The following is a 19897-nucleotide window of genomic DNA, read 5'->3' as shown; positions in this document are numbered from 1 at the left end:
TAATAACTCAGCCTTTTAATTTTATGATGAAAACGCTCAGCGTCGCTTCTTTTGGATATAATTCAATCGCAGTTGGTAAAGGATTGCACTCACGACCAAACTCGCAATCAGTCCAATCCAATAACCATAAGGTCCCAAGTCCGTAGCCTGATCTAAAAACAAGCCCAGAGGCAAAGAAACGCCCCAGTAAGCTAGCAAGCCTAAGTAAAATGGAGCTTTCGTATCCTTGTAGCCTCGCAAAATTCCCTGCAAAGGAGCGGCAATTGTATCAGCCAATTGGAAAAAGAGGCTAAAAGTAAGAAAGATTGAGGTCAGACGTATGAAATCTGGATCTGAGCCATAGAGACTGGCAACCTTGTCTCGGAAAATATAGAGAAAAATCAAGGTAAAGACCGCGAAAATGGATGCCACAATTCTCCCCAAAGTACAATATTTCTTCACATCGTCAAGTCTTTCAGCTCCCAACTCATAAGAGACGATAATGGCCATAGCTGTAGAGATACTCATAGGGAAAGCATACATGAGAGTAGAAAAGTTCATAGCGGACTGATGGCTAGCGATAATCAAAGATGAAAATTTTGACATCACCAGTCCGACGATTGAAAAGATGACAACTTCGGCAAAGACTGTCCCTCCTATTGGCAAGCCTAAGCGAAAACCTTCAGCCAAACCAGTTGTGCTCAAGGGACGAATTTTCCAGAGTTGGTATTGGCGGACTTTAGGATGTTTGATGGCCAATAATAGTGATATGACTAATAAAACCCAATAAGCTAAAGAAGTGCCTAGTCCCGCACCAGCCCCGCCCATCTCTGGAAAGCCAAAAGCCCCATAAATCAAAACATAATTAAAGCTAGCATTCAAAGGTAGGAGCAAAAGCATCAAATACATAGAAAGCCGAGTTAACCCCAAAGCGTCCAAGAGAGAGCGAATAACACTAAAGAGCAAGAAGGGAATGATACCGATGGACAAGTACCAAAGATAACGCTGGGCCACATCTTTTACCAGGGGGTCTAAGCCCAAACGCTGCAAAACCAAAGGGGCACCTAAAAATACCAGCGCAAATAAAATCAGCGATAAAGCCAAAGAAAGATAGATAAACTGATAAAAATCAGAGGCTATTTTTTCATCTTTCCCCTGTCCCAAATGATGACCAATGATCGGAACCAAGGCAGACACAATCCCCGTCAGAAAGGAGAAAAATGAGCCCCACAGACTGGTCGCCATAGAGACACCTGCCAGATGCAAGGTATCGTATTGGCCCGTCATGGTCGTGTCAACAAAGGAAGCCGAGAAATTTGCCAGCTGATAAATCAGGATGGGAAGAAAAATTGAGACAAACAAGCTTAGGCGTTGTTTCAAATGATAAGTCTGATACATGTTGAAGTCCTTTTTTTAATCTTCTTTAACTATACTACAAGCCAACTGAATAGTCAAAAGAGGCTGGGACAAAAGTCCTAGCCTCTCAATTGTCTTTGGATTGTCGAGCAAGATGCAGTGGTTGAGTGGGCTCTACTACGCTGATTTCATCAGCTTTTACAGCCCTACTCAACTGTGCGGAGGTGGGACGACGAAATCGAATTTTAACGAATTACCGATTTCTGTCCCACTCTCTTTCTTATTTATTTTTGCGATTTAAGATCGCGTTTAGGACAATGGCAATCAGACTAGCCATGACAATTCCGTTTGAGAAGAACATCTGAAGGCTGGTCGGTAAGCTGTTGAAAAGGCTGCTACCATTGAGTCCGACACCTGCTGAAATAGAAATCGCTGCAATGAGGAAATTATGCTCACTGTGCTCAAAGTCAACACGCGCCAAGATTTGCATCCCCTGAACGGACACAAAACCAAACATAACTAGCATGGCACCACCAAGAACTGGACTTGGGATAATTTGTGCCAAGGCTCCGAATTTTGGCAAAAGGCCGAGGAGAATCAGGAAACCAGCCGCATAATAAATCGGCAACCGCGTTTTGATACCGGATAATTTGACCAAGCCAACATTTTGTGAAAACCCTGTATAAGGGAAGGTATTGAAGACACCACCCAGCAGGACCGCAAGTCCTTCTGCTCGATAACCATTTCGTAAGCGGGTGCTGTCAATTTTATCTTTGGTAATGTCAGAAAGCGCTAAGTATACACCCGTTGACTCTACTAAGGAAACCGTTGCGATGATACACATCATTACGATAGAAGAAAATTCAAACTTTGGTGCTCCGAAATAGAAAGGGGTTGGCACATGGACCAGCGGAGCCTGTGCGACGGGCGTTAAATCTACCAAGCCCATGGCTCCAGCGATGCCCGTACCGACAATCAATCCAATCAAAATAGAGATGGATTTGATAAAACCTTTGGTAAAAATGTTAATCAAAAGAATAATCAGCACCGTCACAGCTGCTAGAATCAGACTTTGGGCGGTCGGCTTGTCTACATTATTTCCCATATTGCCAATGGCAACTGGAATCAAGGTCAACCCAATGGTCGTAATGACCGAACCAGTCACAACTGATGGAAATAGATTAGCGATTTTTGAGAAAATCCCAGCGATCAGAATCACATAAATCCCTGATGCAATCAAGGCACCAAACATGGCACCACTACCGTGACTCTGCCCAATGATAATCAAGGGAGCAACGGACTGGAAGGCCACGCCCAGCACGACTGGCAGGCCGATACCAAAATATTTATTTAATTGAAGCTGCAAAAGAGTGGCAATACCACACATAAAAATATCGGTGGAAATCAGATAGGTCAACTGCTCAGCCGAGTATCCTAAAGCCCCAGCAATCATAATCGGTACCAGAATGGAGCCCGAATACATAGCCAACAAATGCTGCAAACCTAAAATGGCTGCCTGTGAATGTTTTTCTTCATTATAGTTCATCTTATAGATCTGCCTCTCTAAATACAACTTTTCCATTTTCAAATCGGTCAATTCGAGCCAAGGAAAGAACTGTTTGGCCTTGAGCTTCTAGCAAGCTTCGACCGTCTTGGAAAGATTTCTCAATCACGATTCCAATGGCTACCACCTCAGCGCCAGCTTCTTCAATGATTTTAATCAAGCCCTTGGCTGCCTGACCATTTGCCAAGAAATCATCAACGACCAGGACCTTGTCACTTGACTCCAAAAACTTACTAACGATGGAGACCGTCGAAGTGACCTGCTTGGTAAAGGAATATACTTCCGCCGTTAAAATCCCTTCAGTCATGGTGATGTTCTTAGACTTTTTAGCAAAAATCATTGGAACACCCAAGGCTTCCGCCGTATAGACAGCTGGTACAATTCCCGAAGCCTCAATCGTCACAACTTTTGTAATGCCTGCATTCCTGAAATGCTCGGCAAACACTTGTCCGATTTCTTTCATAAGCGAAAAATCAACCTGATGAGTCAGGAAAGAGTCAACTTTGAGAATATTTTCTCCCAAAACGTTGCCATCCCTCAAAATTCTTTCTTCTAATACTTTCATATCTTCCCTTTTAAAATATCTTTCTTCAACGATGAAAGGACCTGCCACGATAAGCAAGTCCTTTCTTTCCATGACAAATAGCCTGACACTAAAAGTACCAGAAAGTCATTAGACTCACTTATTGTTAGATGTTTGGCATCTTGTAGAGACCTTGCCCCAATCATTAGCAAGATAAATAAGTTATTCTATTTCATTAATGAGCATCGCCATTCCAGATGGAATTTTTAACAATGACATAGTCCACACGAGTCAGGCTATGCAAGTCACGACCACCAGCATAGGAAATGGAACTCTGCAAATCCTGCTCCATTTCAGTTAATGTGTCTTGCAAATGGCCCTTAGCCGGCAGCAAAATCTTCTTGCCTTCGACATTTTTATAAGCACCTTTTTGATACTCGGATGCAGAACCATAGTATTCTTTAAATTTATCGCCGTCTACCTCGATGGTTTCTCCTGGGCTTTCAATGTGACCAGCAAAGAGCGAACCAATCATGACCATGCTGGCTCCGAAGCGGATCGATTTGGCAATATCACCATGCGTCCGAATCCCTCCGTCCGCAATAATAGGCTTGCGGGCAACCTTTGAGCACCAACGAAGAGCAGACAACTGCCAGCCGCCTGTACCAAAACCTGTCTTGACTTTGGTAATGCAAACCTTGCCTGGGCCAATGCCGACTTTAGTCGCATCTGCGCCAGCATTTTCCAGCTCCCGCACAGCTTCTGGAGTTCCGACATTTCCAGCAATAACAAAGGTCTCTGGTAATTCTTTCTTGATGTGTTGGATCATTTGAATCACACTGTCTGAGTGCCCGTGTGCGATATCAATGGTAATGTATTCAGGTGCATCATCTTTGAGACTGCTAACGAAGTCATATTCATAGTCTTTTACACCGACGGAGATCGATGCAATCAGGCCTTGCTCATGCATTCGTTTAACGAATGGTTTGCGCCCTTCCTCATCGAAACGGTGCATAATGTAAAAATAGCCTCCTCGAGCAAGCTCTTCAGCGACAGATTCGTCAATAATCGTCTGCATATTGGACGGAACGACTGGCATCCGAAACGTATGTTTACCAAATTTCACACTGGTATCAGCCTCTGAGCGACTTTTCACAATACATTTCGCTGGAATTAGTTGAATATCTTCATAGTCAAAAACCTGAAAATCATTGAGCATGGAAAACTCCTTATCAATACTTAAAAATGACCTACCTATGCTCTTCAGCATCGCTACATCTATCCAGACGTTTCCAGAAAAAGTATATCACAAGGTACAGGTTTTGTAAAATATTTCAAATATATTATTGATAATGTTCGGAAATTAAGAAAAACACGGTCGACCGTGTTTTAATCTTTCTTATCTTTTTCTGAGTTGGAGTCTTCTGCTCCTCCATCGACTGCCTTTTTAAACTCTGAAAACATTTTTCCAATAGACTGCCCTAGCTCTGGCAGACGTTTTGGTCCAAAAATCAGTAAGGCACCTAGGACGATAACGATAAGCCCCGGTAGTCCGATGTCTTTTAAAATTCCCATTACGATGTTCTCCTTTTCTCAATCATTTTACTCAATAGGATACTGACTTCATACAGCAAAATCAGTGGCACTGTCATTGACAAGTCACTGATGAAATCAGCCGGCGTCAAGATTACTGCTAATACCAATAAAACGAAATAGGCATAGCGTCTATATTTTATCAAAAATTGCGGTTTGAGCAAACCGATTGATGTGAGAAAGGCCACAATGACAGGCAATTCAAACAAGCAAGCAATCGGAATGGTCGTGTGAAATAGAAAGGACAGATAGTTCTGCGCTGTCATCTGGACGGCAAATAAACCGTCACCTAAAGAAAGCAAAACTTGCAAAATAGCAGGGCTGACAAAGTAAAAACCAAAGGCCAAGCCCAGGACAAAGCTGAAAAATGTAGCTGGTATATAAGCAAAAATCGCCTTTGCCTCACTATTTCTCAGAGCAGGTCGGATAAATTCCCAAAGCTGATAGACCATAAAAGGCAGGGTCAATGAGAAAGCCACAAGACTAGCCAAGCTAATATAAATCCAAAGGATGTCGTCTGGTCCCAATACAATCAGCTTCTGCTCAAAGGAAGCGGTCAGCCATTTGTAAATATCCGCTGCAAAAAGTAGACTGAGCAGAAAAATCAAACCGAACCAGATTAAGACAGCTATGAAACGCCATCTAAATTCCGCCAAGTGCTCAACAATGGTCTGTTCCTTACTAAGCATCTGATCGCTCCTTTTGCCGATTTTTAAAGGTCACATAAAGGACAACGACAAGAAAAATGGCTTGACTTAGAACCACTTCTAGGCTCGGATAAATTCCCAGCCAATCAATGGTTGGAAGATGAGACAGCAAGTGACTAGGAAAAATAGCTGTTAATTGCAGGGCATGAATGCTGACACCTAACATCTTAAAGGCCAATGCATAAATCAGCCAAGTCAGACCAAAGAAAATCCGATGAGGCCGAATGAGACTGCTGGCCTTGGTCATTAGAATTGCGAGCAAAACTAAAACCAAAATAGCAAGTCCCAATCCTAAAAAGAAATCTAGAGCAGTAATGCGCGGTAAAATTCCTGCGTAGAACAAGATGGTCTCCGCTCCCTCACGGAAAACAGCGAGAAAGCTCAGGGCAAACATGGAAATAAAACTACCACTAGCTGTCACTGCCTGCATCTGACTTTCCATGAAGTCATTCCACTTCTTGACAGAGGACTTACTGTGGAGCCAAATGCCGACCAAAATCATCATGACGACTGCAAAAATCCCCACTGCCCCCTCAATGATTTCACGATTGGAGCCAGAGGCGACGGCTGGAAAAAGAGTTTGCAACAAAATAGCTATGGCCGCACTGGCTAGTACGCCCAAGCCAGCACCAGTATAGACCCATTTAAGACCTTTTTTCATCTTGGAGGCCTTGAGTGTCGTGACAAGTGCCATCACGATCAAGAGTGCCTCAACGCCCTCGCGCAGCAAAATCAGCATGGCATCAAAGAAAGTATAAGATCCACTGGTGTCAATCTGTTCTAGCCCACTAATCAAGGACGCGAGCTGGTCTTGATACTCCTTATCCTTACCCTTCACCATGATGACAGGCGACTGGCTCTCTACTTTGGTATAGAGGGAAGGATTTTTAGTGCTGACATCTCCTTCAACGCTTGGCCAAATCATGATAAATTTCTTCATGGCAGCCTTGCCCTGCTTCTCGTCTCCTTTTTGGAAAGCAAGCAGAGCTTTTTTCAGAAGGCCAATACCGTCTGCCAGTGTAAGATTCTCACTGCTAGCAGACGCTTCTTCTCCCTTGACAAAGCTATCAATCGCTGCTCTCAAGTCATCATAGGAAGTTTGAATAGCTTCAAAATCCGTTGGCTCCGTCTCAATAGCACTCCGTAAAAATGAAATAGCAGTTTCCACCTTACCATAATGAGCCGTACTATGATCCCGCACCACTCCTTCATTGGCGGTCCAAGTCGAATTCATTTTTTTATAGGCTTCACGAATCTTTTCAAGATCCTTGCTCTTAATCGCTGCCTGAAGAGCTTGAAATTTTGATTCTAGTTTATTGACTAGCTTGGTTTTTTCCGCCTCAAGATCAACGGGATTCTGCTCCTTTTCAAAAGCTAAAAGAGCAGCTGAAACCTTGGTCAGCTTATCCTCTGTCACATCGCCTGAGATAGTCAAGGCCTTGCTGACTTCTTTCCCTGCAGCTGAGTCATGGTTGCTTAAAGCCGCAAATTCAGTCTGGATTTCCTCCAGCAACTCTTTGGCACTAGCTTGGTCGCCCTTTTGAACGGCTGTGCTGGCATCCGTAATCTTGATAAAGAGACTGCTATAAGAATCCTCAGCCGATACAGGCTGAGCTAGGAGTACGAGCGCCAAAAGTAAAAACAGGATCTTATTCAAATAATTTCTGACCAAGATATTCTCCTTTTTTGACACCGCCGAAGCAAGCAAACAAGCCACTGCCCACATGGGTGATATATTCATTCATCTTATCCTGTGCTCCAAGATTGGTCTGCACCTTGATAAAGCTGTCAGGATCCTTTTGGAAAGAGATAAAAAGGAGGCCTGTATCAAATTGACCCGTTGTTTCATCAATACCATCTGAATAAGAATAGGAACGACGATAGAGAGGCTTGTCGACTTCTTTAGCCAGTCGCACATGTGCATCAACTGGAAGCAAGTCCAAGTCTACCTCGTCAAATTCATTCTTCTTGCCAAAGGGCGCTCCGCTCTCCTTATAACGACCAAAGGTATTTTCTTGCTCTTGCAAATTGGTCCGATCCCAAGTCTCAAGAAACATCTGGATCCGACGGACAGCCATGTAAGAGCCCCCCTTCATCCAGTCCTTGCTATTACACCAAACCACCTTGTCAAAATCTTTCTCCTTGGTGACATTGGCCGTGCCGTCTTTAAAACCAAATAGATTGCGGGGAGTAGACATACGATCGCCAATAGCAGCAAAACCAGCCTGACTCCATTTCATGGTGACAGCATTTCGCGCTTTACGAACCAGATTGCGAACGGCATGAAAAGCTACCTGCTCGTCATCTGCGCAAGCTTGAATGACAATATCCCCACCAGTATATTTCTCTTTTAGTTGTTCCTTAGGGAAAGGAGGCAAGTCGCGAAATTCCTTGGGCTTTTTATCCTCCAAGCCCATTTTTTTCAGAAAAGAAGCAGAGACGCCAAAGGTTAAGGTCAGTCGGTAAGGGTTGAGTCCGACCGTTTCTCCAGTATCCGTAGGTGGCAAGAGGGCATTAGAACCATCTTTTTTGACTAAATTTCCATTGACCAACTTTTCACTGTAAGCGGTCCAGTCCTTGAACATCTGGATAATGGTCTCTTTATCCGTCGTATGTAAGTCCAGGATGACAAAATAGATATTCTTTTGCATGGCTGTTGTGATGCCAGCTTGATGCTCACCGTAAAAACTGATTTCTTCATCACCGTCAGCCAATTTTTTGTCTTCCTTCGCTTGATTAGCGAAAAAAGCAGATGCACTGGAGACACCAAGTGCTAAGCCTGCGCCTCCAATCCCTGCTTTTTTAAGAAATTCCCGACGATCCATTTTTTTATTAAACCATTTTTCGTCCTTGGTCATCTTCTTACTTCCCATCTAGGATGATACCCATTTGCGAGAGAGGCTCGCCCAGTTTTGTGACAGCTTCTCCTAGCTCTTTAGTATCTTCCTTGCTCAATTCGGTATAAAGTTTATAATTCTTAGAATCAGTCATGTGCTTGTCTAGCAAACTATTAACATTCTTGAACTCAGTTTCTATACTTTTTACCAGTTTTTCATCTTTCTTCTCAATCAAAGGTTTAAAGAGTTCGAAAATCTTTTCTGCCCCTTGAATATTGGCACGGAAATCATACAAATCCGTATGTGAAAAGATTTCTTCCTCACCAGTAATCTTGCTGGTCGCCACTTCGTTAAGGAGGTCAACTGCACCAGTCAGCATGATGTCTGGTGTGACCTCAACAGTCGCGATTTTAGCCTTTAATTCTTTGATGTCATTGACCAACTGGTCTGCATATTTCTCCGTACCAGTCGTTGTATTACTTTCCCACAGAATTTTTTCAATCCGGTGGAAGCCTGACCAGCCTTCTTCAGTCTTATTTTCATCCACATAGTCAGCTAAGCGGAAGTCAATCTTCACATCAGACTCTCCGAAGCTTTCGGCAATCGGCTCTGAACGCTCGTAGCTCATGCGAATTAGCGGATACATTTTCTTGGCTTCATCAAGCTTGCCTTCTTTGAGCGTATCTCTGAATTTCTCCGTATCCGTCAGTAATTGGTCGATTTCTTTCTGCACAAAAGCCTTATACTCTGTTGTTGCCTTATCCAAAGCTTTCTGGTCAGAGGACGATAGACTTGTTTTAGCTTCCGAACTGCTGGCACTTGTATTCGATTTTTGATTAGCAGCACAGCCAGTCAGTAAAATAGCTGTTGACAATAAGACAATTCCAAGTTTTTTCATCTTGACTCCTTTATTTTCCCTAAAAGGGGCGAATTCATATAAATTATAACAATTTATTTCTCATATTTCAATAAATTGTCAGATAATTATAATAAAACTTTCCTTTCTGAGTAAAAAATGAGCATTTCAAAGCAAGATATCCTTAATTTTGCCAATTTCTGACTTCTTAACGACTACATAAATCGTATCTCCTAGGTAGAGACGACTGGCTCCGTTGACCGTCTGAGTCTTGCCCTTATGGATATTCATCGTGATTAAAACGCCATGCGGTAGCTCCAACTCATGCACCTGCCGACCTGCGATCTTTTCTGAAACAGGAATTTCAATCAAGGTTGTCTCTCCGTCATCTTCAATCCGATCTGGCAGCATTTTTTCAAGCATGGCTTCATAGACAGGCGCTCCCTTCAGCAGATCCATAGCAATATAAGCCATTAGAGTAACCAAGCCCAGTGGCATAAGATTTCGAATATCTCCCACCATCTCCGTCACGAGAATCATAGCCGTTAGCGGAGCTTTGGAAATAGCACCAAAATACCCACTCATTCCCAAGATGATAAAAATTGGAAATTGTTCCTGCGTGATAAAGCCAGCCTCCACACAAAGGGCTCCAATTGCTGCGCCTAGTAAAGAACCTAAAGCCAGAATGGGCAGGAAAATACCACCAGGAAGGCCGCTGCCATAACTAATCATGCTCCATACAAAACGGAGTAAGAAAAAGAGAATCAAGGTTCCAACTGTGTAATGTGCACTCGTCAAAGACAAAATCAGCTGGTTCCCACCGCCCAGCAAATGAGGCAGAAAATAGCCAATCGGAACGATTAAGACAAATGAAAAAATCGGATAGTAAGCTTTTGGTATTCTACAAAATTTGCCTAGAGCTTCATAGACCAGATGAATATTAAGGACTGCTTTTTCATAGACAAAGCCAGCCAATCCTAAAAACAGGCCCATCAAGATATAGATCCAGTACTGATTCAGCCCCATGAAAGGAATATTATCCGGCATATCCAAAACGGGGGTCAGGCCAAATATAGACAGCGAAATGAAATTTGCCACCAAACTAGCAGCCAAGGTTGAAACCCAAAAGAAGCGGGAAAAATGATGGTACACTTCCTCAACAACAAAAAGCAAACCTGCAATTGGCGCATTAAAAGCCGCAGCCAAGCCCGCAGCTGCACCACTGGCAATCAAGGTCCGTTCCTCTACCGGACTCAAGTTCAGCCACTTAGAGATGCCTTTGCCACTCATCGCTCCTAGCTGAATACTCGGTCCCTCACGTCCCAGCATCAAGCCACTGGAAATCGCTAAAATACCAACTAAGAATTTTTTCCAGAGAATGCTCCACCAAGAAAGTGACATCAAGCCTTTCAACTCGGCCTCAACTTGTGGAATCCCTGAACCCTTTATATCCTTTTCTGTAGCTACCAATCTAGCATTTATAAAGACAATAAAAGCATAGAAGAAAAGCAAGCCTACTAGCCAAAACCACTCACTTCTACCCCTCACATAAGCCGCCTGAATCAGGTGAAAACTTTTCTCAATCAAAAAACGAAATGCTCCCACTACTAGTCCAGCAAAAATGCCTACCAGAATCCCCCTGAACACTTGGGAAATAATAGAGCTGGATATAAAATTAAATTCTTTTTTCGTATCAGAAATTTGTTCTTTTTGTTTAATCATCATTTCTCTCCCAAAGTCCTTATAGCAACATTTTAGCACAAAATATAGGACAGAAACAAGGCGATAGCCATGAACATTTTGCTTTTGGATATAAATCTTTTAACATCAACTTTATCAGATTTAAAAGAATTCCAAAAATGCAGTTTGAGCATCAAAAAAACGACCTTGAAGGTCGTTTCGTGTTTAGATTGACAAATCTTCCTGATCAATCTTGTGTGCTGTTCGATAAGCTTGGTAGAAAATGAAGACAGGCACAGCAGTCATGACAGGAACGATGACTGGGATATCCGTTTCAATAGAAGTCAATGGAGAGTTCCAGAAGAAGTGGAGAACAAAAGCTGATAAGAAGTAAAATAGACCAGCTTTAAAATAGCTCTTTTGAGTCTTAGCAAATCGGAACATCAGAGCTAATCCGATAGTGGTCAAAGCAGTGTAAAGCCAGTGAGAAGCTACCCCGCCTGTGATACGGCCTAAAATACCAGAGATAGTGAAGGAAAATCCTTCAGGGAGGTCGGAAAGGATGTAAGAAAAGTCCTCACTAATCTGGAAACCTATGCCAGCTGTAATTCCCAATAGTAAAAAACCTTTAAGTTTTTTGACTGGCACTAGATAGACAGCAAAAGCAACCGCAAAAAGCTTAAGCGGCTCTTCAACCAGTGGAGCTGCGAGGGCATTCTCCAGATAACTAATCACTGTATTTGGAAAGCTCGTGCTGACCCACTCGTGGATATAAGTATTAGCTAATCCAGATGTCCAACCAGAAATGAATAGCCCACCTAGCAGAGCAATCCAAAGGCTAAGTGCAGGCGTCTGCCATTTTTTACCCAAGCTGCGAATCAAAAGTAGAGCTGGAATGATATAAATCAGGGCCAAAAGGGCTGACAGTCCGACAATTCCATAACCAGTACCTGACATACTGCCAGTAGTATAGGCTTGTGTCTCGTATTCCAAGCCAATTGCGCTTAGAAGGAGAAAAATGAAAAGAACAATATTTTTCTTCATAAATAACTTTCTAAAATTTTATTTTCATCTTAGTATAACAAAAAAATCTAAAATAGAACTAATTTTAAGACTCATTAGAATGATTCTTAATTAGTATTCTGGTTGATATTGCTATAATATATTTTTTTATTCTATATTCTTATATTTCAGCTATTCATCTGTTTCCAAATTGTATTGGCAACTCAACTCGGTAAAACAAGCAACAAAAAAGTCCCTCATCGGGACTTTCATGTCTTATTTTTCAGCTGTAAGTGCAGCCATTGTGATGTAGTTGTATGGTTTATTGAAGTGTGGCAAGAAGAAGAGGTCTGTCAAAGCCAACTTGTCAATTGTCACATGCTCTTGGATAGCAAGTGAGAACATGTGGATTCCCATACCGATTGATGAGTCGTGAGATACCATTTGCGCACCAAGGATTTCACGGCTGTCTTTATCAAAGACAATCTTGATTGCAACTTCGTGGTTGTCATGTTTCATGAATTCTGGTTTTTGAAGGTCGTTAAAGCCTGTTTCAGTAGCATTGTAGCCAGCTGCTTTTGCTTTTTCAAGAGTCAAACCAGTTGAAACCATATGAAGGCCGTAGATAGAGATACCATTTGATCCTTGCACACCGATTCCTTCGAGTTCATGACCACAAGCGTTGTAAGCACCAACGATACCAGTACGAACAGCGTTTGAAGCAAGTGCGATGTAGCTAGTGTCTTTACGAGCGTTGTCATAAACAGTCGCACAGTCACCTACTGCGTAAACACCTGGAATTGATGTTTCTTGTTTCTTGTCTACAAGGAAGGCACCGTTGCGGAAGAGTTCGATCTTACCATCAGCAAGAGCTGTGTTTGGACGGAAACCAACTGCAAGAACAACCATGTCCACATCAAATGTTTCTTTGTCAGTTACCAAGCGCTCAACTTTTCCATCACCTTGAATTGCTTTTACAGTTTGGCCAAGAGCCAAGCGGATGTTGTGGTCTTCCAAGTTCTTCGCCATCATTTGAGTGAAGTCTTTGTCGTAGTAGCCGTTCAAAACAGTATCTACGATGTCAACAAGTACAACTTCTTTTCCAAGACGTTCAAAGGCTTCAGCAAGCTCAACACCGATGTAACCACCACCAACAACAGCGATGCGCTCAAGGTGCTTGCTCTTATCAGCAAGTTTGTTGATAACTTCTTCAGCATTTTGGTACAACTTAACAAATTGAACATTTTCAAGAGTTGTCTTGAATTCGCGGTTACCTTTGACAATTTCAACACCTTCGATTGGAGGCAAGATTGGAGTAGATCCAGTCGCAAAGATCAATTTGTCATAAGATTCTTTGTGCTCTTTTCCTTCAACTTCTGCTGTAACAACCTTGTTGTCATAGTCGATTGAAAGAACAGGTGAGTTCATGTAAACTTTAGCACCTTTTGCTTCCAATTTTTCTTTATCAGAGTAGAACAAGCCTTCAGCACCGTCGATTTGCTCACCGATCCAAAGCGCCATTCCACAACCTAGGAATGAAATATTTGAGTTTTGGTCAAATACAACGACTTCATTTTCATGACCAAAGTTATCCAACATAGTGTTGATACATGCAGTACCCGCATGGTTAGCACCAACTACAACAATTTTACTCATAGAATAATTCCACCTTTAAAATTTAATTTACCATACTAGTATATCATGTTTCTGTTAGCGTTTACAAGATATATGCTCAGAATTTTTAAAAATATGGCAAATAAATTCGATTTCTCCATAAATTTAAGCAAAAAATTTCAATTTTTCTGAAAATAGTATATATTTACAATTGTGAAAACGGTATCTTTCTGGTATACTAATAGAGACGATTAAGAAATTTAATAGGGAAGGTTGTGATAAAAGTGGATCTTAAGTCTAGGTCCATCCATTTAATGGGATCAACTATTACTATTTCGATTCTCCATGAAGATGCTGACAGTCTTCTGGATCAAGTGTTTTCACTTCTTAGATTGTACGAAAAGCGTTTTAGTGCAAATGATGACAGCTCTGAGCTCATGCAAATCAATCACGCTGCTGGTAAACATGCCGTTTGCGTCCATCCTGATCTGTTTGAGCTGATTGAGTTGGGAAAAAAGCATAGTCTCGCTCCAGACAGTCATCTCAATATTACCTTAGGTCCCTTGGTTCAAACTTGGCGGATAGGCTTTGCGGATGCGAAAGTTCCCAGTCCCAAAGAAATCAAGCAAGCGCTGGCACTCACTGACCCTGAGTGTATCGAGTTAGATGCAGCTGCCTCCAGTGTTTTTTTGACAATGGAAGGCATGAAAATCGACTTAGGCGCCCTTGCCAAAGGCTATATCGCAGATAAAATCGCTGCTTTTCTAAGAGGACAAGGTGTCACCTCTGCCCTCATCAATCTTGGTGGAAATATCTTAACCATTGGTCAAAATGAAAAAAATAATCGTTGCTGGTGGATTGGCATTCAAAATCCAAGTCTACCACGGGGAAACAACCTAGCTCTTCTGTCCGTTCAGGATCAGTCTGTCGTGACCTCAGGAATATATGAAAGAAAACTGCAAGTTAACGGCAGGGTCTATCATCATATTTTTGACCGCACCACAGGTTATCCGATCGACAATCAGCTAGCTAGTCTCACGATTGTTTCATCAAAATCAGTCGATGGTGAAATATGGACAACCCGTCTATTTGGGGAAAGCCCTACTTCTATCTTAGAAAAAGTCGAGCAAGAACATGGAATCGAAGCCTTCGTTATTACAGAAAATCTTCAAATTTTTTATTCATCTGGTCTCAGCCCAGAAATCTTATCCTAAATCAAGAAAGGAACCTACTATGTTAAAATTCATCGGTCTAGTTGGTACAAATTCAAAGAAATCAACCAACCGCCAACTCCTTCAATACATGCAAAAGCATTTCGCTGATAAAGCAGAAATCGAGTTGATTGAAATCAAGGATATTCCTATTTTCAACAAACCGGCTGATATGCAAGTGCCAGAAATCGTTAAAGAAATCGCTGCGAAAATTGAAGCAGCGGATGGTGTCATCATCGGAACACCTGAATATGACCACTCCATCCCAGCTGCTCTCATGAGCGCCTTGGCTTGGTTGTCTTACGGTATCTACCCTTTGCTTAGAAAACCAGTGATGATTACAGGGGCTTCTTATGGAACACTAGGATCGTCTCGTGCCCAACTGCAACTCCGTCAAATTTTGGATTCTCCAGAGCTCAAGGCTTCTGTTATGCCGAGTTCTGAATTCTTACTTTCTCACTCACTTCAAGCCTTTGATAAAAACGGAGACTTGATTGACCTAGAAACCATTCAAAAATTAGACGCTCTTTTTGACGACTTTCGTCTGTTTGTTAAAATTACAGAAAAATTATCAAGCGCCCAAGCACTTCTTCAACAAGAAGCAGAAAACTTTGACTGGGAAAATTTGTAAGAACTAGAAGGGAAAGAATCACATGAAATTTGTTGGACTTGTCGGCTCAAATGCAGACCAATCATACAACCGTAAATTACTAGAATATATCAGAAAACAATTCAAACTGAAATTTGAATTAGAAGTTTTGGAAATTGATGAAGTTCCACTCTTTAATCAAGATGAAAAATGGGACGAATCCTTCCAACTACGCCTTTTGTACAACCGCATCACGCGCGCTGATGGTGTCATCATTGCTACTCCTGAGCACAACCACACCATTACAGCAGCTCTCAAAAGTGTCCTTGAATGGCTCTCTTATGAGGTTCACCCATTTGAAAGCAAGCCTGTCATGATTGTGGGAGCTTCCTACTATGACCAAGGAACCTCTCGTGCCCAAGTGCATTTGCGTAAGATTTTGGATGCTCCAGGTGTCAATGCTTATACTTTACCAGGAAATGAATTCCTTCTTGGTAAAGCAAAAGAAGCTTTTGACAATGCAGGCAACATCACAAACGAAGGAACTGTTAAATTCCTTGAATCTTGCTTAGATAACTTTGTTAAATATGTTGAGGTAGTCTCAAAATTGAAAAAACCAAAACCAATTGAACCAGAAGACTTGGATTGTGGTAAACCAATCGCAACAACCATCACGGAAGTTGACCCTGATGATCCAGAATGGGTAGAAAAAGCAGCAAAAGCTGTTGGTGCTGTTTCTGGCGATACTTATGTCAAACTTGACCATGGTATCTTGACAGTTAACCAAATCGACATGTTCTTAAAAGCTATGCCGTTCGAGTTGACTTATGCCGATGATAATAACCAGTTCCTTTACTATAACAACGTTCATCAAGATCCAGACACTATGTTTGCCAAACGTGTCCCATCTCAATCAGGTGGCCGTCTCTCAACTCTACATAACTCTCTTCCTGCTGCCCGCATGAAGAACGTAGAATGGGTAGTTGGTGTTCTTCGTAATGGTGATCAAGAATACGTTCGTACAATCGTTCCAGGTTCACCAGCAGGTGTTATCAACACCCACAACTATCAAGCGATGTACTATCCTGATGGCTCTTACGCTGGTATCAACGAAATCGTCTTCAACTTCCAACCTTGGCTTGACTGGTATTTGCAAGCAACTGGCCAACGCTTGGTCGGAGGAAGCGGACCATTTGCACCTGCAGCCGCTGATGCTTCTTCTGGCGCTTCAGATACGGGTGGCCACGGCGGTGGAAATGCCGATGCTACTTCTGGTGCTAGCGCCTAATCAAAACAAAATAAAAAGAATGGAAAATTATACTGACCCCAAAAAGTTGGACAAATAATCATTGAAAGGATTTAGTTCTGTATTATACAGGGCTAAGTCCTTTTAGTTTGACTGTAATTTGTTTATTGTTGTAGTAAGCATGTAGTCTATAATAGCTTCCTCAAGGTCTTTTAAAGAACCCAATTTGTAAAATTAAGCTAGACAGAAAAAGCCATCTATGTTAGGCTCAGATAAACACCACATTTGTCTGAAAGGAACTAACATAAATGACCTATACTCATCTTACCACAAACGAGCTTGTAATGATAGAGGCTTACTATCAAGAAAACATAAAAGTTTCAGATATTGTGACTTCACTTGGCAGATCAAAACAGACAATCTACAATGTCATCAACTATCTGAAAGAGGGGCACTCTGTTTATGATTACTATAACCGATATAAAATCAATAAGAAACGCTGTGGCAGGAATAAAACCAGTCTTACGCAATCAGAAAAAGATTTATCCAAACTCATTTAGAACAAAATTGGAGCCTTGATGTCATTAAAGGAACTTATCCAGATAGGGTTTCTTGTTCTATGAGAACTCTCTATTGACTAGCAGACCGTGGTATTCTAAAGAAAGAGGATCTCCCTTGGAAAGGCAAAAGAAAACCAAATGGTTATAGCGAAAAACGAGGAAAACAAGCGTTGCGCAGAGATTTACGTGAGAGAGCAGACAGTTATCCTAATTTTAAGACGGAATTCGGTCATCTAGAAGGGGATACAATTGTGGGAGAAAAACACAAAAGTGCAGTCATTACCTTAGTAGAACGCCTCTCAAAAGCCATCATCACACTGAAAAACAATGGACACAAAGCAAGTGATATTGAGGCCTCCATCAATCAATGGTTGTCTCAAGTTCCCAGTCATCTCTTTAAGTCGATAACGTTTGATTGTGGGAAAGAATTTTCTAATTGGAAATCTATTTCGAATGCACATGACATTGATATTTTCTTTGCGGATCCAGGATGTCCTGGTCAACGAGGTCTCAATGAACATTCTAATAGCTTATTAAGACGAAATGGATTACCGAAACAAATGGATTTTACTAATATTTCTCAAAATTATTTATCAGCTATAGCTGATAAAAGAAATATAATTCCTAGGAAATCATTGAATTATCAATCACCCTACCAAGTTTTTCTGAGTTACTTGAAAAGTCTAGCTTAATTTGACAATTCAAGATAGTAAAACACCCCAAAAATTAGACAGCAAAAATCTAACTTTTGGGGTGCCGTTCACCAAGTCTTCTTTTGATTTTTAAAAAGAATAAGGAACTATCTCTATTTTTAAGGCTTTAACTGATACTTAAAAATATCTTTTACCATTTTTTTGATGGGGTACTGCGTCTTCATTATTATCTTTTCATTGTTACATCCTGCATAACCTTGCAAAATGTCCACTTTCGGTACAACCACCCAGTCTTCATGGCCATATTGCGCGTTTTCATCTAAAATACACACAAAGCGATATTCTCTCTCGTGGCTCCACTCCTTGAATTTCGCAAAGGTTGCCTTAATATAAAAACTCAAATTAGAATAAGAAAACTGGTTGCTACTACTTCTCGTGTTTGGCCGCTTGTCGATATATTCCACTGCACCATACACACAAAGACCATCCATCTTTAAAGTTCGTAGTTTATCCAGAAGACTGGCGTACGAATACTCGAGTGCATAACCAGCATGACTATCAGAATAATAAGACCACATTAAAATATTATCGGCAGCATGTGTAAGGCAGAAAACTCGGAATAAATCCATCATTGAATTTCCATCCTTGTAGTAGCAATTACAGTCGAAGGGGTCATTGAAATGCTTTGGATGGCTAAACGATACATTTCCTTCCACTACCTTATATGGGCTATTCTCAATAGTTTTGCCGTAGTATTTTACAAAGACTCCTCTTTGTTCTAAAATAGCTGTCTCCGCCTTTTTAAAGTATGTCTCAATATCTTCCTTAAACATCTTTGGAATCTTCTCAATTAACTTTTCGGGCGCTAAAAATCCTAATCGGATATTTTCTGCCAAACTGTCATTGAAGTTTTTATCAGCTTTTTCCACTTCGAACCCTTCTGGAATTTTCGTATTCGCGGTTTGTATAAACATGACTTTCCTGTAGCCATGGTCTATTTCTTTTATAGTCGGTCGTTTAAACAGTGACACAAACATCTTCTCTTCTGTCGCGCTATTGGCTACAATAAAACAATTACTATCTGGTTCTGACTCCAACAAACTATACTCTTCATGGGTCTGTAAAAATGTTGCTTTGGCAATCAAAAACCGATACAACTCAATATCCTCTTTTAAGATGATTTTCAATAAATTTACCTCCTCGATAAAACTAAAAGTAATGACATATGTTTTTCTTAGCTCTCAAAGCTCTCTCACCTTTTTCATCCATTCATAGAAAGCTAGTCAATTTCAAAAATCTTTAACTATCTCCAAGTTTATTATATCGTAACAGCATTACAATCTACCCTATTCAACATCTTTTTTACTTTATTTCATCTCCTTGAAGGCCTTTTCTGCTTCTTCGTTGCTGATTGCTCCAAATTGAATCTTCCCAATTTTTCCTTGGCTATCAATGAGGATTTCTGTTGGAATACTGCGAACCTGATAGGCTTGGAAGATTGCACCAGACGTGTCAAATAGAACGGGCACATCCTTATATCCTTGTTCTTGATACCATTTTGGGAAGTCCTCAACAGACTTCTCTCCTTGGAGACCCGGTGCTACAATAGACAATATTTCAAAATCACGGTCTTTTTTACCAGCTAACTCAACCAATTCTGGCATGCTTCGCTTACAAGGTCCGCACCAAGAAGCCCAGAACTTCAGATAGACTTTTTTTCCACGGTAATCAGAAAGCTTGACAGTTTTTCCATCCATTGACTGAAGAGTGAAGTCCGGTGCCTCCTGGCCAACTGCAACCAGCGATTGGACACTTGTACTGGACTGGCTTTGACTATCCATCCCCTTTTCATCAGATGAACAAGCTGATAGTATCAGAAAAGCTATCGAAGCAACAACTAGCGAAAGAATTTTTTTCATCTTTTTCT

Annotated in this window: 17 protein-coding genes, 1 pseudogene and 1 riboswitch; of the genes and pseudogenes, 4 read left to right on the top strand and 14 right to left on the bottom strand. The window is 41.3% G+C overall.

Annotated features, from left to right (window positions below; genetic code table 11):
- Positions 1-36: 36 nt before the first annotated feature.
- From ACWPVL_RS10065 to nox, 12 genes are all read right to left on the bottom strand, one after another.
- Positions 37-1377: an MATE family efflux transporter gene (locus ACWPVL_RS10065; RefSeq protein WP_045496913.1), complete on the bottom strand. Its 1341-nt coding sequence runs from the start codon at positions 1375-1377 to the stop codon at positions 37-39.
- Positions 1378-1615: 238 nt separating this feature from the next.
- Positions 1616-2881, bottom strand: coding sequence for a nucleobase:cation symporter-2 family protein (locus ACWPVL_RS10060; protein ID WP_454388676.1), 1266 nt, complete (start codon positions 2879-2881; stop codon positions 1616-1618).
- Between the two features lies 1 nt (position 2882).
- The gene (locus tag ACWPVL_RS10055; RefSeq protein ID WP_454389020.1) at positions 2883-3464 is read right to left on the bottom strand and encodes a xanthine phosphoribosyltransferase; all 582 of its coding nucleotides are present in this window, start codon (positions 3462-3464) and stop codon (positions 2883-2885) included.
- Positions 3465-3565: 101 nt separating this feature from the next.
- Positions 3566-3663, bottom strand: a riboswitch (purine riboswitch).
- Positions 3658-4641, bottom strand: coding sequence for a GMP reductase (gene guaC, locus ACWPVL_RS10050; RefSeq protein WP_037586165.1), 984 nt, complete (start codon positions 4639-4641; stop codon positions 3658-3660). It overlaps the preceding riboswitch by 6 nt.
- Before the next feature lie 170 nt (positions 4642-4811).
- On the bottom strand, positions 4812-4997 hold the full coding sequence (locus ACWPVL_RS10045) for a twin-arginine translocase TatA/TatE family subunit (protein WP_045496898.1): 186 nt from the start codon (positions 4995-4997) through the stop codon (positions 4812-4814).
- Positions 4997-5704 (bottom strand): twin-arginine translocase subunit TatC, encoded by a 708-nt coding sequence (gene tatC / locus ACWPVL_RS10040; protein WP_454388673.1) that lies wholly within the window; start codon positions 5702-5704, stop codon positions 4997-4999. The genes ACWPVL_RS10045 and tatC overlap by 1 nt, the downstream gene beginning before the upstream one ends.
- Positions 5697-7394 carry an FTR1 family iron permease gene (locus ACWPVL_RS10035; RefSeq protein WP_454388671.1) on the bottom strand — a complete coding sequence of 566 codons (1698 nt, stop codon included), beginning with the start codon at positions 7392-7394 and terminating at the stop codon, positions 5697-5699. The genes tatC and ACWPVL_RS10035 overlap by 8 nt, the downstream gene beginning before the upstream one ends.
- Positions 7372-8580, bottom strand: a complete 1209-nt coding sequence (gene efeB / locus ACWPVL_RS10030; protein ID WP_454388669.1) for an iron uptake transporter deferrochelatase/peroxidase subunit — start codon at positions 8578-8580, stop codon at positions 7372-7374. The genes ACWPVL_RS10035 and efeB overlap by 23 nt, the downstream gene beginning before the upstream one ends.
- Before the next feature lie 4 nt (positions 8581-8584).
- Complete coding sequence (gene efeO / locus ACWPVL_RS10025) at positions 8585-9457, bottom strand: iron uptake system protein EfeO (RefSeq protein WP_454388667.1); 873 nt, start codon at positions 9455-9457, stop codon at positions 8585-8587.
- A 126-nt stretch (positions 9458-9583) separates the two neighbouring features.
- A complete protein-coding gene (locus tag ACWPVL_RS10020) occupies positions 9584-11137 on the bottom strand; it encodes a chloride channel protein (protein ID WP_454389018.1) in 1554 nt (517 codons plus the stop codon).
- A 183-nt stretch (positions 11138-11320) separates the two neighbouring features.
- The gene (locus tag ACWPVL_RS10015) at positions 11321-12139 is read right to left on the bottom strand and encodes a PrsW family intramembrane metalloprotease (RefSeq protein ID WP_454388665.1); all 819 of its coding nucleotides are present in this window, start codon (positions 12137-12139) and stop codon (positions 11321-11323) included.
- Positions 12140-12373: 234 nt separating this feature from the next.
- Complete coding sequence (nox, locus tag ACWPVL_RS10010) at positions 12374-13753, bottom strand: H2O-forming NADH oxidase (RefSeq protein ID WP_045496881.1); 1380 nt, start codon at positions 13751-13753, stop codon at positions 12374-12376.
- A gap of 242 nt (positions 13754-13995) precedes the next feature.
- Here nox and ACWPVL_RS10005 point away from each other — a divergent pair, with 242 nt between their 5' ends.
- The 4 genes and pseudogenes from ACWPVL_RS10005 to ACWPVL_RS09990 all read left to right on the top strand — a co-directional run bounded on the left by ACWPVL_RS10005 (position 13996) and on the right by ACWPVL_RS09990 (position 18009).
- Complete coding sequence (locus ACWPVL_RS10005; protein WP_454389016.1) at positions 13996-14925, top strand: FAD:protein FMN transferase; 930 nt, start codon at positions 13996-13998, stop codon at positions 14923-14925.
- Positions 14926-14944: 19 nt separating this feature from the next.
- Complete coding sequence (locus ACWPVL_RS10000; RefSeq protein WP_015604723.1) at positions 14945-15553, top strand: NADPH-dependent FMN reductase; 609 nt, start codon at positions 14945-14947, stop codon at positions 15551-15553.
- Between the two features lie 22 nt (positions 15554-15575).
- Positions 15576-16799, top strand: a complete 1224-nt coding sequence (locus tag ACWPVL_RS09995) for an NAD(P)H-dependent oxidoreductase (RefSeq protein ID WP_454388662.1) — start codon at positions 15576-15578, stop codon at positions 16797-16799.
- 266 nt (positions 16800-17065) lie between these two features.
- Positions 17066-18009: pseudogene (locus ACWPVL_RS09990) on the top strand (IS30 family transposase).
- A 119-nt stretch (positions 18010-18128) separates the two neighbouring features.
- Here the strand turns inward: ACWPVL_RS09990 and ACWPVL_RS09985 are convergent.
- Both ACWPVL_RS09985 and sdbB read right to left on the bottom strand, forming a co-directional pair.
- Positions 18129-19157 carry a DUF2971 domain-containing protein gene (locus tag ACWPVL_RS09985; RefSeq protein ID WP_454388660.1) on the bottom strand — a complete coding sequence of 343 codons (1029 nt, stop codon included), beginning with the start codon at positions 19155-19157 and terminating at the stop codon, positions 18129-18131.
- A gap of 180 nt (positions 19158-19337) precedes the next feature.
- Complete coding sequence (gene sdbB, locus ACWPVL_RS09980) at positions 19338-19889, bottom strand: thiol-disulfide oxidoreductase-associated lipoprotein SdbB (RefSeq protein WP_061910285.1); 552 nt, start codon at positions 19887-19889, stop codon at positions 19338-19340.
- Positions 19890-19897 lie beyond the last annotated feature (8 nt).

It is taken from the genome of Streptococcus sp. Marseille-Q8145, assembly GCF_965112035.1.
The sequence above is the reverse complement of the archived record's forward strand: the minus strand, read 5'-3'. Positions and strand labels throughout refer to the sequence as shown.

Excerpts from the sequence above, each read along its gene's own strand:
- ACWPVL_RS10065 (WP_045496913.1), bottom strand. The coding sequence starts at position 1,377 with ATGTATCAGACTTATCATTTGAAACAACGCCTAAGCTTGTTTGTCTCA.
- ACWPVL_RS10060 (WP_454388676.1), bottom strand. The coding sequence starts at position 2,881 with ATGAACTATAATGAAGAAAAACATTCACAGGCAGCCATTTTAGGTTTG.
- ACWPVL_RS10055 (WP_454389020.1), bottom strand. The coding sequence starts at position 3,464 with ATGAAAGTATTAGAAGAAAGAATTTTGAGGGATGGCAACGTTTTGGGA.
- guaC (WP_037586165.1), bottom strand. The coding sequence starts at position 4,641 with ATGCTCAATGATTTTCAGGTTTTTGACTATGAAGATATTCAACTAATT.
- ACWPVL_RS10045 (WP_045496898.1), bottom strand. The coding sequence starts at position 4,997 with ATGGGAATTTTAAAAGACATCGGACTACCGGGGCTTATCGTTATCGTC.
- tatC (WP_454388673.1), bottom strand. The coding sequence starts at position 5,704 with ATGCTTAGTAAGGAACAGACCATTGTTGAGCACTTGGCGGAATTTAGA.
- efeB (WP_454388669.1), bottom strand. The coding sequence starts at position 8,580 with ATGACCAAGGACGAAAAATGGTTTAATAAAAAAATGGATCGTCGGGAA.
- efeO (WP_454388667.1), bottom strand. The coding sequence starts at position 9,457 with ATGAAAAAACTTGGAATTGTCTTATTGTCAACAGCTATTTTACTGACT.
- ACWPVL_RS10020 (WP_454389018.1), bottom strand. The coding sequence starts at position 11,137 with ATGATTAAACAAAAAGAACAAATTTCTGATACGAAAAAAGAATTTAAT.
- ACWPVL_RS10015 (WP_454388665.1), bottom strand. The coding sequence starts at position 12,139 with ATGAAGAAAAATATTGTTCTTTTCATTTTTCTCCTTCTAAGCGCAATT.
- nox (WP_045496881.1), bottom strand. The coding sequence starts at position 13,753 with ATGAGTAAAATTGTTGTAGTTGGTGCTAACCATGCGGGTACTGCATGT.
- ACWPVL_RS10000 (WP_015604723.1), top strand. The coding sequence starts at position 14,945 with ATGTTAAAATTCATCGGTCTAGTTGGTACAAATTCAAAGAAATCAACC.
- ACWPVL_RS09995 (WP_454388662.1), top strand. The coding sequence starts at position 15,576 with ATGAAATTTGTTGGACTTGTCGGCTCAAATGCAGACCAATCATACAAC.
- sdbB (WP_061910285.1), bottom strand. The coding sequence starts at position 19,889 with ATGAAAAAAATTCTTTCGCTAGTTGTTGCTTCGATAGCTTTTCTGATA.